Consider the following 16,974-nt stretch of genomic DNA (forward strand, 5'->3'; position numbering starts at 1 on the left):
ATTCAGAATCCTGCGGAACGCGCCCAAGGCTTGGAGTCAAACTCACTTTTTCAGACGTTCGGTCAATTCGACCGCCTTACCTAAGTATGAAGATGGCGTCATCTCGAGCAATAATTTTTTCGCATCATCCGGAATCTTCAAACCACGAATGAAGGTTTGCAAATCGGCTTGACTAATGCCTTTGCCACGAGTCAACTCTTTTAGTTGCTCATACGGGTTCTCGATACCGTAGCGGCGCATCACAGTTTGTACTGGCTCTGCCAATACTTCCCAGCAATTATCCAAATCAGCAGCAATCGCAGCATGGTTTACTTCCAACTTGCCTAAGCCACGTAAGGCGCTGTCATAGGCTAAAACGCTGTGACCAAATGCAGGGCCTAGATTGCGCAAGACAGTAGAGTCCGTGAGGTCACGCTGCCAACGAGAAATCGGCAACTTCTCAGCCAAGTGACGCAGCAGGGCATTGGCTACACCTAAATTACCTTCGGAGTTTTCAAAATCAATTGGATTGACTTTATGCGGCATGGTTGAAGAACCAATCTCACCAGCTTTAGTGCGCTGCTTAAAGTAACCAATGGAAATGTAGGCCCAGAAATCGCGGTCCATATCCAACAAGATTGTGTTGGCACGGGCAATGGCATCAAACAATTCCGCCATACCGTCGTGCGGCTCGATCTGAATGGTATACGGATTGAATGTGAGTCCTAAACGCTTCTCAACCACATTCTTCGAAAAGTTTTCCCAATCAAAATTGGGGTATGCGGATAAGTGGGCATTGTAATTACCAACGGCACCATTCATTTTTCCGAGGAGGGGAACTGCTGCAATAGTTGCAATCGCACGCTCTAAACGTTTGGCAATATTGGCCAACTCTTTACCCAATGTACTTGGGGATGCTGGCTGGCCATGGGTACGGGACAACAAAGGTACCTTGGCATTCTCGATCGCTAAGCCAGTTAATACAGAAAGTACTTTTTTGAGTTGTGGCAACAACACTTCATCACGCGCCCCACGCAACATCAAACCATGCGAAGTGTTGTTAATATCTTCAGAAGTGCAAGCGAAGTGAATAAATTCGCTTGCTTTTAGTAAATCAGAGCGACCGGCTACTTTTTCTTTTAAGAAATACTCGACCGCTTTCACATCATGGTTAGTGACCGCTTCAATATCCTTGATGCGCTGCGCATCCGCATCAGAGAAGTTTTCTGGCAAAGATAATAAATAAGCTTCATCTGCTGCGCTAATTTTTGGTACGTCTGGCAGTCCGGCAGACGCCAGTGCCAATAGCCAATGAATCTCCACAAAGACCCGCTGACGCATAAATGCGGCTTCGGATAGCCAAGGGCGTAAGGCATCTAGTTTTCCGGCATAACGGCCATCTAAAGGGGAAAGTGCATTGAGGGTAGAAATCGGCTGACTCACGAATATTGCCTTTACATTGAATGTGTCAATAATCCTTGATTTTAATCGTTCTTGATGGCAACCCAATTTGGCTGGCATGGCTATACTGCCCCTATGAAACTCATTGGATCCCTCACTAGCCCCTACGTACGCAAGGTACGCATTGTTTTCTTGGAAAAAAAGATAGATGTAGACCTTGAACTTGAGAATGTGTGGGCTGCAGACACCAAAATCGCCCATAACAACCCTTTAGGCAAGATTCCCTGCCTACTTTTGGATGATGGCGAGGTTATTTATGATTCCCGCGTAATAGCAGAGTATGCCGATACCCTGAGCCCAGTCGGCAAGCTGATCCCTGCTGGCAGCCGTGAACGTGCGACTGTCAAAACCTGGGAAGCCTTGGCTGACGGGGTTGAGGATGCTGGCATTTTGGCTCGTCTAGAGATGACTTTGCGCCCACTAGAGCAACAAAGCCCAGTTTGGCTTGAGCGTCAAATGGGCAAAATTGATAGCGCTTTAGCCCAAATGTCCCGTGAATTAGGCGAAAACGCCTGGTGTCATGGCAATCAGATGACTTTGGCTGATATTGCGGTGGGATGCGCTCTAGGCTACATACTCTTTCGTTTCCCGAATATCGCTTGGCAAGCCCAATACCCCAACCTCGACGCCCTATATCAAAAGCTCATGCAAAGACCTTCTTTTGCAGAGACAGCGCCTCCTGTGGCTTAAGCAGAAATAATTCCACCGCCCAGGCAAATATCACCATCGTATAAAACGGCAGATTGGCCTGGAGTCACTGCCCACTGAGCTTGCGGAAAAGCCAATTCAAAACTCAAGGGTCCTTCCGCTCCGGCGGTAAGTGAGCACGCAGAGTCTGCCTGACGGTAACGGGTTTTTGCTGAATACTGTCCTGGCGCAGGAGCCGCGCCATCAACCCAACTAGCATCGATTGCAGAAAGCTGATTCGCCAGCAGCCATGGGTGCTCGTGCCCTTGAGCAACATACAAGGTGTTGTTCGCAATGTCTTTACGGGCAACATACCAAGCATCCCCATTGCCATCCTGACTACCACCTAAACCAATACCTTTGCGCTGCCCTAAAGTGAAGAAGGCAAGCCCCATATGCTCTCCCACCGTTTTACCTTCCGGCGTTTTAATCGGGCCTGGGGTGCGTGGCAAGTAGCGGTTTAAGAATTCCCGGAAAGGGCGCTCACCAATAAAGCAAATTCCAGTAGAGTCTTTTTTACGGGCATTGTGCAAACCAATTTGCTCGGCAATCTTGCGAACCTCGGTTTTTGGAATTTCCCCCAAGGGAAAAAGGACATTAGCCAATTGGCTTTGAGTTAAGCGATGCAAGAAGTAACTTTGATCTTTGCTTGCATCTACTGCTTTTAATAATTGCACTCGGCCGCCATCATGGCGAACCCGAGCATAGTGTCCAGTAGCAATTGCATCTGCACCCAAACTCATAGCGTGATCTAAGAAGGCTTTAAACTTAATTTCTGCATTGCACAAAACATCTGGGTTAGGAGTTCTGCCGGCAGCATATTCCCGGAGAAATTCTGCAAAAACACGCTCGCGGTACTCAGCAGCGAAATTGACTGCTTCAACGTCAATCCCGATTAAATCCGCTACCGACACCACATCTAGCCAATCTTGGCGAGCAGAGCAATACTCGTCGCTATCGTCGTCTTCCCAGTTTTTCATGAAAAGGCCAATCACTTCATAGCCTTGCTGCTTCAGCATCCAGGCTGCAACAGACGAATCTACCCCTCCAGACATCCCAACAACGACTTTGGATGGTTTTGAGGCAGGTATTGCTGAAGAATTGAGTGGGATCATCAAAAAATGCGAGAATTCAATATAAGCTGAAAACCCCATTGTAAAAGCCTTAACTCAAGTTAGCTAAAGAACTTCACTTAAGCGCCATAAAACATAAGGGTATGCATATATATGTGTATTTACGTATACATACCTAAAATAGATTTTTTGAATAATTAGCATTTGGAGACATGCCATGCGCATAGGAGTACCGCTGGAAATCAGGCTCGGGGAAACTCGTGTTGCCGCCACACCGGAAACCGTTAAGAAGCTGATTGGCCAAGGCCATACGGTTGTTATTCAAAAAGATGCGGGTGTAACAGCCAGCCAGCCAGATTCTGCCTATGAAGCTGTTGGCGCAACGATTGGTAGCGCAGCAGATGCCTTTGGCGCGGAGATCGTACTCAAAGTACGTGCACCCGAAGCTGCGGAGCTCAAGCAAATAAAATCCGGCAGCGTGCTACTGGGCATGCTCGATCCATTTGATGACGACAACATTGCCGCCATGGCTGCGCAAGGTGTAACTGCATTCTCATTAGAGGCCGCCCCACGCACGACCCGCGCGCAAAGCATGGACGTCTTGTCATCACAAGCCAACATCGCAGGTTACAAAGCGGTCATGGTTGCTGCCAATGAGTATCAGCGCTTTATGCCCATGCTCATGACTGCTGCCGGTACTGTTAAAGCTGCCCGCGTCCTCATTCTCGGTGTTGGTGTTGCTGGATTACAAGCAATTGCAACAGCTAAACGTCTGGGTGCCGTCATTGAAGCTTCGGATGTCCGTCCCGCTGTAAAAGAACAAATCGAATCACTAGGCGGCAAGTTTGTAGATGTCCCATTTGAATCTGATGAAGAACGCGAAATTGCTCAAGGCGTTGGTGGTTATGCCCGCCCAATGCCAGAAGCTTGGATGAAGCGTCAAGCAGCTCTCGTTGCCGAACGCGCTCTACAAGCTGACATCGTGATTACTACTGCCTTGATTCCAGGTCGTAAGCCACCAGTCCTATTGCATAGCGATACCGTTGCCAATATGAAACCAGGCTCTATCGTGATCGACTTAGCGGCTGGCCGTGGCGATAACGGGTCTGGCAACTGCCCGCTGACTCAAGCAGACAAAATCGTTGAGGTGAATGGTGTGAAGATTATTGGTTACACCAACCTGGCCAGCATGGTTGCTGCAGACGCCTCTGCCTTGTATTCACGTAACTTGCTCGATTTCATGAAACTCATCGTCGATTCAGAAGCAAAGCTAGTGATCCCAATGGATGATGACATCGTTACTGCCTGCCTCATGTGTCGTGATGGCCAAGCCATCCGTAAAAACTAATAAAGAACATTCGAAGGAAATATCATGGATCTCGCTGCTTTTCAAAGCATCCTCACAGTCCAAAACATCACCGTGTTTGTCTTGGCTATTTTTGTTGGCTATCACGTGGTTTGGAACGTCACTCCTGCACTTCATACTCCACTCATGGCAGTTACTAATGCTATTTCTGGGATTATTATTGTTGGCGCCCTACTTCAGACTGAAGTCATTGGTGGCGATGAGATCACCCTCACCAGCGTCATTGGTGCAGTGGCAGTCTTCTTGGCCTCAATCAATATTTTTGGTGGCTTTATGGTTACCCGTCGCATGCTTGAAATGTTCAAGAAAAAAGCCCCTAAGGCTGATGCGGCTGGAACTAAATAAAACTAGAACAAGATCTATATAGAGACCACAATAATGTTAAACATAACCGCGATTTCCTATCTCATTTCTTCGGTGCTGTTCATCCTCGCCCTGCGTGGACTGTCTTCGCCAACGACTTCACGCCAAGGCAATACCTTCGGCATGATCGGCATGTTGCTTGCCGTGATTACCACCTTCATGATTCCTGACTTTAAGCCAGTCTTCTCGTTGATCATTGGCGCAATTGTTGGCGGCGCCATCATTGGAACACTTGCAGCTAAGCGTGTGCAGATGACGAAGATGCCTGAGCTCGTAGCACTCATGCACTCCTTTGTTGGTTTATCAGCAGTATTGATTGCGATTGCAGCGGTATATAACCCTGCCCATGACCATACTGGCGCGCAAAAGATTGAACTCTTTATCGGCGCATTTATTGGTGCAATTACCTTTACTGCTTCTGTCATTGCTTTTGGAAAATTATCTGGCAAGGTCAGCGGTAAACCAGTGACTTTTGCTGGTCAACATTTACTCAACCTGATCCTTGCTATTGGCATGGTTTCTGGTGGCGTGATGTACTTCATGACTGGTAGCCACGAAGCCTTCTTGGTGATGTGCGCGATTGCCTTGGTTTTGGGTGTGACCTTGATCATCCCAATCGGTGGTGCAGATATGCCGGTCGTGGTCTCCATGCTCAACAGCTACTCCGGTTGGGCAGCAGCAGGTATTGGTTTCACATTAAATAACCCAGTATTGATTATTGCCGGCGCTTGCGTAGGCTCTTCTGGCGCGATTCTGTCTTACATTATGTGTAAGGCAATGAACCGCTCGATCTTGGCAGTGTTGCTTGGTGGCTTTGGTGCTGAAGCGGCGGCTGGTGGTGACGATGACGGCGGCCCTAAGAACTACAAAACGGGCTCACCAGAAGATGCGGCCTTCCTCATGGAAAATGCGGACACGGTCATCATCGTTCCTGGCTATGGTTTAGCCGTTGCCCGCGCTCAACATGCTCTAAAAGAATTAACAGAGAAATTAACTCATCATGGTGTAACCGTGAAGTACGCGATTCACCCGGTTGCCGGTCGTATGCCCGGTCACATGAACGTGCTCCTAGCTGAAGCTGAAGTGCCATACGATCAAGTATTCGAGATGGAAGATATCAATAGCGACTTCGGTCAAGCTGATGTGGTGTTAATCCTTGGTGCAAACGACGTGGTCAATCCTGCCGCCCGTACCCCAGGTAGCCCAATCTTTGGCATGCCGATTTTGGAAGCATTTAAAGCCAAAACCATCATCGTGAACAAGCGTTCAATGGCTGCAGGTTATGCCGGCCTAGATAATGAACTCTTCTATATGGATAAAACCATGATGGTCTTCGGTGATGCGAAGAAGGTTGTGGAAGATATGGTCAAGTCGGTAAGTTAAGCAATAGCTAAGCATTCACCCCAATAAAAAGCCGCCTTCGGGCGGTTTTTTATTAACGTCTCTGATAGCTATTAGAGAGATTGTCTTGGAGAACGTAGGCCACCCCATTGGCAACTAAAGATAAATTCTGATCTAAGACCCTGCTTCGATAGACCCATCCCTTGGGGAGTTTTAGCTGCTTATTTAAATCTGGCAGATCATTCATTGTCAATGCAGGATTTTCTATTTGTGAGTATGACTGCATGACGTAGACCTCACCCGCAGGGGAAGTAAGTTCATATATAAGGCTTCCTGCCTTATAGATAAAATTAGTGGTGCGGGTAATTTGATTTGGCGTAAAGCGCTTGTCCCCAAGAATTTGTTTTAAGAGCCCTATATCAACCGTTGCCCTTAAGTTCATTTCAACGCCACCAAAAGATTGTTTGACATTATTAACGGTTGCGCCCGCCGCCTGAATCTCATCCATCATCCAATACCGGGGGCCATTTAACACTACAAAGGAAGCATCAAATTGCTTCACAATAGCCGCTTTAGATAATGCCCGCCACTTATCCTCGGGACAGAAATTCAGACCCTGCGTATTGAATACCTTAACTTCCAGATTCAGAAAATGGCGTTTGCCATAGAGAACTTCACAGTAACGTTGATTCCGCAGATTTGAAACGCCTTTTTCAAAGCTAGGTTGTGCACTAGCCATTTCAGCACTAAGGCAGAAAACAATTAAAAGTAATTGATATAGTTTCTTCATTAGCCCACTGTACCAAAAAAAACGCCTGGTCTTTTGAACCAGGCGCTTTAGTTTCTACAGCTTGATAGCTGAGGAAATTTACGGCAATTACATCATGCCGCCCATTCCACCCATACCACCCATGCCGCCCATATCAGGCATGCCACCAGCGGAGTCATCCTTTGGTGCTTCGCAGATTGCGCAATCAGTAGTCAACAACAAGGCTGCAACAGAAGCGGCATTAACCAATGCAGTTTTTGTTACCTTAGTTGGATCGATCACACCTTGAGCTACGAGGTCGCCGTATTCACCAGTTGCTGCGTTGTAACCGTTGTTGCCTTTGCTAGCCAACACTGCATTAACAACTACACTGGCTTCGTCGCCTGCGTTAGAAACGATGATACGAATTGGCTCTTCCATGGCGCGCAATACGATGTTGATACCAGCATCTTGATCAGCGTTATCGCCTTTCAAGCCCTTGATACCCTGCATCGCGCGTAACAAAGCAACGCCGCCGCCAGGAACAATACCTTCTTCAACCGCTGCACGAGTTGCGTGCAATGCATCATCAACACGGTCTTTCTTTTCTTTCATTTCTACTTCAGTAGCAGCACCAACACGAATCACTGCAACACCGCCTGCCAACTTGGCAACGCGCTCTTGCAACTTCTCTTTGTCGTAGTCGCTAGTGGCTTCTTCGATCTGAACACGAACGTTCTTCACGCGTGCTTCGATTGCTTTAGCATCGCCAGCACCGTCAATAATGATGGTGTTTTCTTTGCCGATTTCAATGCGCTTCGCCTGACCTAAATGCTCAAGAGTAGTTTTCTCGAGTGTGAGGCCGATTTCTTCAGCAATCACGGTACCGCCAGTCAAAATCGCAATGTCTTCCAACATGGCTTTACGACGATCGCCAAAACCTGGAGCCTTAACAGCACAAGTCTTGATGATGCCGCGAATATTGTTCACAACTAAAGTTGCCAAGGCTTCGCCTTCAACATCTTCTGCAATGATCAACAATGGACGGCCAGACTTCGCTACTTGCTCGAGTACTGGAAGTAAATCACGGATATTGCTAACTTTCTTGTCAAACAAGAGAACGTATGGCGTTTCCAGGATGGCAACTTGCTTTTCAGGCTGATTGATGAAATATGGGGAGAGGTAACCGCGGTCAAACTGCATACCCTCAACCACTTCAAGCTCATCTTCCAATGACTTGCCATCTTCAACGGTAATCACACCTTCTTTACCTACTTTTTCCATTGCTTCAGCGATACGCTGGCCAATGCTGTAATCGCTATTAGCTGAAATAGAGCCAACTTGAGCGATTTCTTTAGTAGTTGTACAAGGCTTGCTGATTTTCTTGAGCTCTTCGATTGCAGCTGAAACAGCTTTGTCGATACCGCGCTTCAAGTCCATTGGGTTATGACCTGAAACTACGTACTTCATGCCTTCGCGAACGATAGACTGAGCCAATACAGTAGCGGTAGTGGTACCGTCACCAGCGATGTCATTAGTTTTGGAAGCAACTTCCTTGACCATCTGAGCACCCATGTTCTGGAGCTTGTCTTTGAGTTCGATTTCTTTTGCTACGGTTACGCCATCTTTAGTGATGGTTGGGCCTCCAAATGAACGCTCGATCACCACATTGCGACCCTTTGGTCCCAAAGTAGTTTTTACTGCGTTCGCTAGAATATTTACGCCTTCTACCATCTTGGTACGGGCGATATCTCCAAATACGACGTCTTTTGCTGCCATGATTAAGTTCCTTTCTTAGGTACCGATTACTTCTGTACAACAGCCATGATGTCTTCTTCGCGCATTACGAGAAGCTCGTCGCTGCCGACCTTAACTGTTTGACCTGCATATTTGCCAAATAACACGCGATCGCCAACTTTGACGTCTGGTGCATTCAACTTACCGCTGTCATCACGTTTGCCTGGGCCAACTGCCAATACTTCACCTTGGTCTGGCTTTTCAGCAGCAGCCTCTGGGATGATGATTCCAGATGCAGTTTTTGATTCTTGATCTAAACGTTTAATGATTACGCGATCATGTAAAGGACGCAGATTCATTCCTTCTCCTATGTTAGTAAGTGTTAACTAATTAAAAAACCAATATAAATCAATGTGTTGCAATCTCTTAACACGAAGGTAACAAGCTTTTAAGCTTAATAAGCCTGTTTTAGCACTCGCGTGTAGGGAGTGCTGATTATATAGGTCTGATTCCAGGGATTTCAAGGGCAAAATTGCCTTAAATTTCTGATGTAGGAGATCACTTATTTTTAAAATTTGCTCACTGATTCTTAAATCTCATCAAAGATTAAAGCCTTAAGAGTGGCCCATTAACATCAGCGATCAGTCTTGAAGCTAGTGCGGACGTTCGGAGTTCAATAGATTAGATTTCCAAATGTCCCAAATCGACCCATAAGAGACCGTCGCAGATAACAAAATCAGTCGAAGAGGGTTTAAGCGCTTCTTAGTGGGCCCATCAGGACTTGAACCTGGGACCAAAGGATTATGAGAGCAGAAATCCAAAGAAAACTACTGGGATTTCAAGAGCTTACGTCTCCTAAATATTGGTATGTAAGCGTATGTGTGACTAATTTTAAGGGATAGCAAGAAACGTTTGCTTACTCTTTAGTTTTAAAAACCAAAGAATTTTTAAAGCAACCATCTAACAGCTTGTTGCTCCAAAGGGTTCTTTTATTAGCATTGCGAGCGTTAATTTAAGTAACGCTTGTTTGGAAAACTGCCAATGAGTAACCAAGCTGAATTTTTTGACTCGGAAATTAATCATGAATTCCTATCTAGATTGCTCAATAGTTTGCCCATCTCTAATAGCGTAAATTCGCTTAAATAGAGGGATAATTTTTTCATCATGGGTAACCACAATAATTGCAGTCTGATATTGGCTGGCCATTTGATTTAAGATCCCCATCACTCCTAAGGCTCTTTCGCTATCTAAAGGAGCTGTCGGTTCGTCGGCTAAAATCACTGGGGGTCTATTTGCCAAAGCCCTTGCAATGGAAACTCGTTGTTGCTCACCCCCAGATAATTCTGATGGGTTAGCATTCGCCCGATGCGCAACATCTAAAGCTTCTAGTAACTCCTTAGCCCTCGCTCTAGCAATATTGTTTGGCACCCCCGCAAGCATAGGTAAAAGCGCCACGTTATCCGTCACGTTCAGAAAGGGAATTAAGTAAGGCGCTTGAAAAATAAAGCCAATTTTGTCTCTTCTCAGAGCCCTTAAGTCCTTAATCTTCCAACCATTCTCGTAGATCACTTCACCACCCAAAGTCATGCGACCTGCTGTGGGCTCAATGACTGCTCCTAGACATTTCAGTAGCGTACTTTTTCCAGACCCAGATGGGCCTATAAGCCCAACCACTTCACCAGGAGCAATTTGCATGTTGACATTTTTTAGGGCATCTACAGCAGCATCACCATGTCCGTAAGTTTTTCGAAGTCCCTCTAATTGAATACTGTATGTACTCATATCAGCCCCCTATCGCTTGGGCAGGATCTACTAGCAATGCAGTCCTGATCGCCAAGGTACTAGCTAAAGCGCATATGACCATCACTAAAATGAATCCGATGACTGCATCTATCGGCTCCAATAAAACATATTTTGGAAACAGCGGCGCCCAAAAAGTAGCTGAAGTTTTTCCCACAATAAACCCGATTAAACCCAATCCAAGGGCTTGTTGCAAGATCATGCTAGCAATAGTGCTATTTTGAGTGCCAATCAATTTCAACACGGCAATCTCCCTAATCTTTCCTAGGGTCATGGTGTAGATAATGAAAGCCACAATGGCAGCGCTTACTACCGCCAAGATCACTAGAAACATACCAATCTGTTTTGCGGAATTTGCGATCAACTTAGCAACAAGGATTTCTTCCATCTGCGCCCTTGTATACACCTCAAGATGTTTCCAGCGACGGATTGGTTTAGCCACCTCCTCCGGAGTTCTTCCCCCTTGGATTTGAACAAGGATGGCATTCACGCTGTGATTGGTAGATTGCGATGCTGTAATGGCATCCAATAAGCCAGGAATGGGGCGATTCAAACTCGGATTAGCTATATTTCTGGCGCGATCATTCAGAATCGCATCGTTGTCCTTTAGAAATTGCGCCTCTTGTGCGTCTTTAATTGGAATGAATACCATTGGATCGCCACCCGATGAGACCATACGGCGAGTTAAACCCACTACCCGATACTGATGGCGCTTAATTTGAATGAGGTCGTTTAGCTCAAACCCCGTTTTAACATCCGCCAATGCTTCATAGTGTGACTGAACAATATGTCGACCGGAAATCAAATAAGCCGGCTCACCAAGCTGCCCACTTTCTACCCCAACCACCATGACTCTAGTATCACTCTGCCCTTTACGAACCTGCATTGTGAGATAGGTGATGTTAGCTGCGCGTGCAACGCCCGGCATCCCCAACACGCCTCTTACATAGTCATCTCGAATGCTGGATGCTTCAGCATAAGGGCCTTGGGTATCTTTTTGTACCACCCAAAGATCTGCACCGCTATTGTTTAGTAGGGCCATGGCATCATCCACCATGCCTCGATATACCCCTGCCATTGTTAGAGTGACACCGATTAGCAGTCCGAGGCCCAATCCCGTTAGAGCAAACTTACCCCAAGAATGCGCAATGTCACGACCCGCTAGGCTAATCACGGCGTTTTCTTCAATAAAGAATCAACTACCTTAATACGCTGCCCTTCTTTAATTTCAGCATCGCTATAGAGAACAACTTCATCACCACTCTTAAGTCCACTCAGAATAACCACTTGACCATTTAAGCCGTTTTGTCCAACTTGTACTCGAGCAAAGTAGGGCTTGCCATCTTTGAGCACCCATACCCCAGTTTCATCACCCCTCTTTTTAATGCTTGCATTGGGCAAGCTAAGGCCATATTCACTGGGGGCTAATTGCAATGTCACTTCTGCCATCTCCCCAACTGAAACAGTCTTGGGCATATCTATCATTTCAATTTGGGCAATGCGTTCTTCCGCAACACTATCACTGAGCATCTCAACGCGAACTACCTTGCCCGAGATTGGGTGATGTGGATTAGAGCGCAATATCACATTTGCATCTAAGCCAACGGCTAATCCCATTGACTTACCTTGGTCAAAACGCGTCTTAATCCATAGGCTCGTTGGGTCGATTAATTTTAAAACCGCCTGACCAGCAATAACAGTTGAGCCTGGCTCGGCATCTCTAGATGTAATGATCCCATCTACTGGAGCCCTTAATTTAATATTAAGCTCTTGTTGTTTAAGCCCAGCCAAATCAGCAGTTGTTTTTTGAACAATCGCTTTTGCTGAATTGAGTTCCTGTGACTTGCCTTCAACAACAATTGGGCTAATAAAATTTTTCTTTCCCAACTCCACATATCGCTTGTACGTTTCAGAAGCCAGCAGTAAGCGTGCCTTTGCATCAGTCACTTGTGCCTGAGCAGCAATCATTCTCTGATTCAGATCAATAGAATCCATCTCGGCAAGTAGTTGACCCTCTTTAACCAAATTGCCTACATCTACATATACGTTTGAAACGCGTCCAGCAACTACTGGTCCCATCAAATATGACCGCCTCGCTTCAATTGTTCCCACTCCAAATAGTGTGGGTGCAAGCGATTGATCGCTAACTTTAATAGTCGTCACTTTTGTGGACGCTAAAGGCCCAGAATTTAGAACAACAAATCCAAATACGACTAATAAAAATGTAAGCGTGAGACCCATCAGTAATTGACGGCGGGTAATGTTCAATTCACGCATTCGGAGTAGAAGCGAACTTAAGAGTTCTTTTAATTTAATTGTGGTATTCATATTTGAATCTAGGTTTATATTTTGCGAACCATCAATAAACTTAAGTGAACGAGATGTGTCCCTTAATGATGCTCCTTTTGGTTGTCAAATAGCGATTTAATTACCCATCTCACAGGAGATCAACTCAATCAAAGTTAACTCTCGCTTTTTGTCTACTTTGCTTTTTCTTGGATCATTATTCATTATATTTTAAGATATAATGAATAATGATCTTCAGGCAGCAAAAAAATTAAATAAACTAAAAATGCATTATTTGTACCCGAAGATAAATCCAAAAAACACAACATTGATAATAAGAATTCAATGGCCAATATGTGATCGCTTAATCTAGCAATAGCTGTCCTTCTATTGTAGATTTGGGTATTTGCGAAGTCTTTTGAAGCTTAAACCTTAGTCAAAGCAACGCCTAGATAAATAACCCAACTAAATTTAAAGGTTCTCGTAGTTTAATTTCAGATTGGAGATTTTGCATTTTCAAGTGTATCGATTAATGCCTCCAAAAAAGAAATTAATCCTCAAAAATATTAGGAATTCCATTTAATAAAATTTTTTTTGAACTTGATACTGACTCATCCAGATCAGACTCTATAATTTTCCTAAAATTAGTGCAATTATCTCTATGCACACACTCAGACAGAGTTTGATGCTTTTTACGATCGTTATATGCCGTGCAATGATCGCGAGTCCAGCTTCCGTCCAACGGGCAAGAATCTTTCTTTCCCATACACACCCCCACTTAGTCAAAAATACTGCATTGAGGTAATTTAAAGCGCATCCCAAGACTAGGACTTAATCTAAATTACATATGTTGCGTTGCTTTTAACCCTGTTTGCTAAGTTCCTTAATCGGGTAGGGTTTCTTGGTTAATTTTCCGTACAGATATGCAGCGGCAACCAGGACTAACGAGTCCGCAAAAATAGGATAGATCGCAAAGTAATAGCTACTAATATTTCCAGCGGCGATAAACATTGCCAGTAATAAAGCTGTTGGGCTAAAGCACTTTAAACTATACATAGCTAAAGCTGAAGCGACAACCGCTGCTGGCATTCCCACAAATGGCGAAGGGAAGATAGAGACGCTGGCTGCAGCCAATAATGCAGAAACCACGTTGCCTTCGATAATTGCCTTAGGATGAAACATCGGGCTAGATGGCATTAGAAAAATCATCAGCGCCATCACCAAAAAAGCAGCATTGATAGGCACCGCTTGCTCAGTTGTGCCAACTAGCTCATTAAACATGATGACAGCAATAATCAGTACATCTACCCCAAAGCAAATCCTAAGGATTTCTAGCCAAGAAAATCCATAAGGATCGGGCGGAATATACTTTTTAAGTCTAGATAGATAGTTTTCCCAACGATTACTCATATCTTATAGAATTTAGCAGAAATCAATATTCAATCCATGTTTCTTTAGGCTATTAATTAATTAGGCGCTTAGAATTCCAATGTAGACACAAATTCAGAAGGGATCATACGTGGCTTTGGAGGGGTGGATCTATCTGGCGTACCTATATTAATAAAACATAATGGATCCTCGTAATCTTGAAGGCCAAATAGCTCCCTTACCGGCTTCATATACATTGATTTACCACTTGTTGGGCTTGCACCAAACCCCATAGCATGGGAAATTAAAAAGATGTTCTGTATGGCACATCCAGCGGAAATGATTCGTTCGCTAGGTGGAACTTCTGAATCCGTACCTCTAGCATTCACAATTGCTAGCATTACCAAAGGTGCTCTATGGGCTTTCACCATGGCGTCCTGAACTTGTTGCTCAGTTGCACCCGGGTCCCGCTCAAGCAATGATTTTGCAAAGGCGTCCGCTAATAATCCCCTGCACTCAAGAGGGCAGATAACAAAACGCCACGGACGAGTCAAATTATGATCAGGCGCCGTCGCAGCCATCGAAAAAATACTTTCCAATTGCTCTGGGGTAGGCCCAGGCTGAAATAGCCTTTTAGGCAAAAATGATTGTCTTGAGCTAATTAATGCTGCCGCCATTTCTGCAGTCTGGTTATTCGACATGTTTTGGATCTCCATCAAAATGATCATCAGCGTAAGGCCCGGTTCCGCAGCTATCTGCATGGTGCGCCGGGATAAACTTTCCTTCAGTTACATCAAATACCTGCACTTCACCCTCTTCAATTACGTAATACCAACCGTGAAGGGTTAACTCCTTGTTTTCAACTTGTGAGCGAACCATTGGGTATTCCATTAAACGTTCTAGCTGCAAGATGACTGAGCGTTGCTCCACCCTTCGGAGTGCCTCAGGGGTTTGGCAGACCGGCAAAAGTGCCTCATCAATTAATTCAAGCCAAGCACTTAAATTAATCGCCTCTTCTGGCACCCCTTCATAAGCTGACCTGACTGCCCCACAATGACTATGTCCACATACAACAATTCGACTAACATTAAGTTGCATTACTGCAAATTCAATTCCTGCAGCCGTCCCATGAATACCATAGGAACCATCGTAAGGTGGAACAATGGCGCCTACATTGCGCAAAATAAACAAGTCTCCAGGCCCCGTTCCGGTAAGTAAATATGGAACAATTCTGGAATCAGAACAACCTAAAAATAAGGTTTTAGGTGTCTGCCCATTTTGAATAAGGCTTGTAAATTCTTGGCGATGCGCCGGGAAATATTCTGTCCGAAATTTGCGCAGTCGATCTAATAACTCATCTGGCATCGTCAATTGCTCTCATCGTTTACTTACGACCCATACCGAATTTTCTACTACGTACAATTTGATATGGTCTTACCAGATAGGTGATGGATGCAAACCCACTCCAAATATGAACAAGTCGGGTAAATGGAAAGATTAAGAAAATTGTCATTCCTAAGAACATGTGCAATTTAAATACCCAATCTACCCCACTTAATAACTCAACAGCTCCACCACGTAAGGTGACTATATGTTGAGCCCAGCCTGCCAGCTTCATCATGACCGAACCATCTAAATGTTGGCCAGATAGAGGAATGGTTGCTAAACCGAGCAATAACTGCAACCAGAGCACTACAACAATCAAAATATCACTTGGCTTTGAAGTAATACGGATTCGATCGTCGGTCAAACGTCTATGTAAAAGAATGGTTAATCCAATAAATCCAAATACGCCAGCGATGCCACCACTTGCCATTGCCATAACCTGCTTTTGACCGGCCGTAATAAATGGCTCATACAAGAAATGTGGTGTCAGCATGCCAAAGAAGTGGCCAAAGAATAAAAAGAGCACGCCAATATGAAAGAAGATGCTGCCTATGCGCAATTGTTTCTTACGTAATAATTGGCTTGAGTCGCTTTTCCAGGTGTACTGATCCCTATCAAACCGAATAAGACTTCCTACAAAAAATACCGCAAGGCAAATATAAGGATAAATTCCAAAAATAAATGTATCTAGATAGCTCATGGCTGAACTCCTTTGAACTCTTTCGCACGTTTGACAAATTGAAGCGGTTGCTCTTCACCGGGTTTGGATTGGCCACGGGTTGAGCATCCGCCAAATGCTGGAGGCTCTGCCCACTCTTCATCCATAGACTCTTCCTCAATCTTCAATTCAACAATTTTGAATTTTTCACCGGAGAACTCTATAGCTGCAGCTATCAACCATGCGTAACGGTTGTTACGAGCAACTAAAGTGGAGTAGACGGCATTCAAGATATGGGCCATTTCCCCAATAAATTGCCTGGACTGATCTAAGGGTAGTGTTGAGGCAAACTCGAGAATTACCGACAAGTGATCGGGAAGCTCATTAGCGCTTAACTCTAAACCACCATCTTTATAAGTTTGAAGTAAGTCAACCATAGCTTGACCGCGCTCACGAGAGTCTCCATGAACATGCTCAAACAAGTGCAGGGATGTCGCCCTACCTCGATCAAAGCACTCTACATATTCTTCCTGCAGGTCATACAAATCTGCAGATTCCAGGTGGTTAACAAAATCAACTAGACCGGCATAAACCTTTTTAGTGAGCTTTGGCATTGCCAATAGCGCACTAGTCACTTCGGCTGAATGCTGAATAATCTCTGCATCTGGATACTGAAGAAATCTAGAAAGCGCTCGTAATGGTAGTGAATGTTTCATCATTT

The 16,974-nt window shown here is 45.0% G+C and carries 17 protein-coding genes; 4 read left to right on the forward strand and 13 right to left on the reverse strand.

What is annotated here, in order from left to right:
* Window positions 1–42 precede the first annotated feature (42 nt).
* Window positions 43–1,422, reverse strand: coding sequence for an adenylosuccinate lyase (gene purB, locus ICN12_RS06515; protein WP_216271705.1), 1,380 nt, complete (start codon window positions 1,420–1,422; stop codon window positions 43–45).
* Between the two features lie 93 nt (window positions 1,423–1,515).
* On the opposite strand from purB, the gene ICN12_RS06520 reads away from it, so the two are divergent.
* Complete coding sequence (locus ICN12_RS06520; RefSeq protein WP_216271707.1) at window positions 1,516–2,130, forward strand: glutathione S-transferase N-terminal domain-containing protein; 615 nt, start codon at window positions 1,516–1,518, stop codon at window positions 2,128–2,130.
* Here the strand turns inward: ICN12_RS06520 and mnmA are convergent.
* Window positions 2,127–3,242: a tRNA 2-thiouridine(34) synthase MnmA gene (mnmA, locus tag ICN12_RS06525; RefSeq protein ID WP_216271709.1), complete on the reverse strand. Its 1,116-nt coding sequence runs from the start codon at window positions 3,240–3,242 to the stop codon at window positions 2,127–2,129. The two genes, ICN12_RS06520 and mnmA, sit on opposite strands and share 4 nt — an antisense overlap.
* Window positions 3,243–3,417: 175 nt before the next feature.
* Between mnmA and ICN12_RS06530 the strand changes: the two genes are divergently transcribed.
* Genes ICN12_RS06530 through ICN12_RS06540 form a run of 3 tightly spaced genes read left to right on the forward strand, consistent with a single transcriptional unit; the run spans window position 3,418 to window position 6,312 of the window.
* Window positions 3,418–4,548: a Re/Si-specific NAD(P)(+) transhydrogenase subunit alpha gene (locus ICN12_RS06530; RefSeq protein ID WP_216271711.1), complete on the forward strand. Its 1,131-nt coding sequence runs from the start codon at window positions 3,418–3,420 to the stop codon at window positions 4,546–4,548.
* 24 nt (window positions 4,549–4,572) lie between these two features.
* On the forward strand, window positions 4,573–4,911 hold the full coding sequence (locus tag ICN12_RS06535) for a proton-translocating transhydrogenase family protein (protein WP_216271713.1): 339 nt from the start codon (window positions 4,573–4,575) through the stop codon (window positions 4,909–4,911).
* A 33-nt stretch (window positions 4,912–4,944) separates the two neighbouring features.
* Window positions 4,945–6,312 (forward strand): NAD(P)(+) transhydrogenase (Re/Si-specific) subunit beta, encoded by a 1,368-nt coding sequence (locus tag ICN12_RS06540; RefSeq protein ID WP_216271716.1) that lies wholly within the window; start codon window positions 4,945–4,947, stop codon window positions 6,310–6,312.
* 52 nt (window positions 6,313–6,364) lie between these two features.
* On the opposite strand, the gene ICN12_RS06545 is transcribed toward ICN12_RS06540, so the two are convergent.
* The 11 genes from ICN12_RS06545 to narJ form a co-directional block, all read right to left on the reverse strand.
* A complete protein-coding gene (locus tag ICN12_RS06545; RefSeq protein ID WP_216271718.1) occupies window positions 6,365–7,060 on the reverse strand; it encodes a hypothetical protein in 696 nt (231 codons plus the stop codon).
* Between the two features lie 87 nt (window positions 7,061–7,147).
* Window positions 7,148–8,797 (reverse strand): chaperonin GroEL, encoded by a 1,650-nt coding sequence (groL, locus tag ICN12_RS06550; RefSeq protein ID WP_216271720.1) that lies wholly within the window; start codon window positions 8,795–8,797, stop codon window positions 7,148–7,150.
* Window positions 8,798–8,823: 26 nt separating this feature from the next.
* Complete coding sequence (locus tag ICN12_RS06555; RefSeq protein ID WP_216271721.1) at window positions 8,824–9,114, reverse strand: co-chaperone GroES; 291 nt, start codon at window positions 9,112–9,114, stop codon at window positions 8,824–8,826.
* A gap of 730 nt (window positions 9,115–9,844) precedes the next feature.
* A complete protein-coding gene (locus tag ICN12_RS06560; protein ID WP_216271723.1) occupies window positions 9,845–10,537 on the reverse strand; it encodes an ABC transporter ATP-binding protein in 693 nt (230 codons plus the stop codon).
* A gap of 1 nt (window position 10,538) precedes the next feature.
* Window positions 10,539–11,729 (reverse strand): ABC transporter permease, encoded by a 1,191-nt coding sequence (locus tag ICN12_RS06565; protein WP_216271725.1) that lies wholly within the window; start codon window positions 11,727–11,729, stop codon window positions 10,539–10,541.
* The gene (locus ICN12_RS06570; RefSeq protein WP_255537729.1) at window positions 11,726–12,883 is read right to left on the reverse strand and encodes an efflux RND transporter periplasmic adaptor subunit; all 1,158 of its coding nucleotides are present in this window, start codon (window positions 12,881–12,883) and stop codon (window positions 11,726–11,728) included. The genes ICN12_RS06565 and ICN12_RS06570 overlap by 4 nt, the downstream gene beginning before the upstream one ends.
* Window positions 12,884–13,702: 819 nt before the next feature.
* Window positions 13,703–14,251: an HPP family protein gene (locus ICN12_RS06575; protein WP_216230473.1), complete on the reverse strand. Its 549-nt coding sequence runs from the start codon at window positions 14,249–14,251 to the stop codon at window positions 13,703–13,705.
* A 68-nt stretch (window positions 14,252–14,319) separates the two neighbouring features.
* Complete coding sequence (locus tag ICN12_RS06580) at window positions 14,320–14,910, reverse strand: nitroreductase family protein (RefSeq protein WP_216271727.1); 591 nt, start codon at window positions 14,908–14,910, stop codon at window positions 14,320–14,322.
* A complete protein-coding gene (locus tag ICN12_RS06585; protein ID WP_015420605.1) occupies window positions 14,900–15,574 on the reverse strand; it encodes a carbonic anhydrase in 675 nt (224 codons plus the stop codon). Before ICN12_RS06585 ends, ICN12_RS06580 begins: the two co-directional genes overlap by 11 nt.
* A 19-nt stretch (window positions 15,575–15,593) precedes the next feature.
* Window positions 15,594–16,295: a respiratory nitrate reductase subunit gamma gene (gene narI / locus ICN12_RS06590; RefSeq protein ID WP_216271728.1), complete on the reverse strand. Its 702-nt coding sequence runs from the start codon at window positions 16,293–16,295 to the stop codon at window positions 15,594–15,596.
* Window positions 16,292–16,972, reverse strand: a complete 681-nt coding sequence (gene narJ / locus ICN12_RS06595; protein WP_216271731.1) for a nitrate reductase molybdenum cofactor assembly chaperone — start codon at window positions 16,970–16,972, stop codon at window positions 16,292–16,294. Before narJ ends, narI begins: the two co-directional genes overlap by 4 nt.
* Window positions 16,973–16,974: the final 2 nt, after the last annotated feature.

The sequence above is a fragment of the Polynucleobacter sp. AM-25C3 genome (genome assembly GCF_018882335.1).
In the GTDB taxonomy this organism is placed as follows: domain Bacteria; phylum Pseudomonadota; class Gammaproteobacteria; order Burkholderiales; family Burkholderiaceae; genus Polynucleobacter.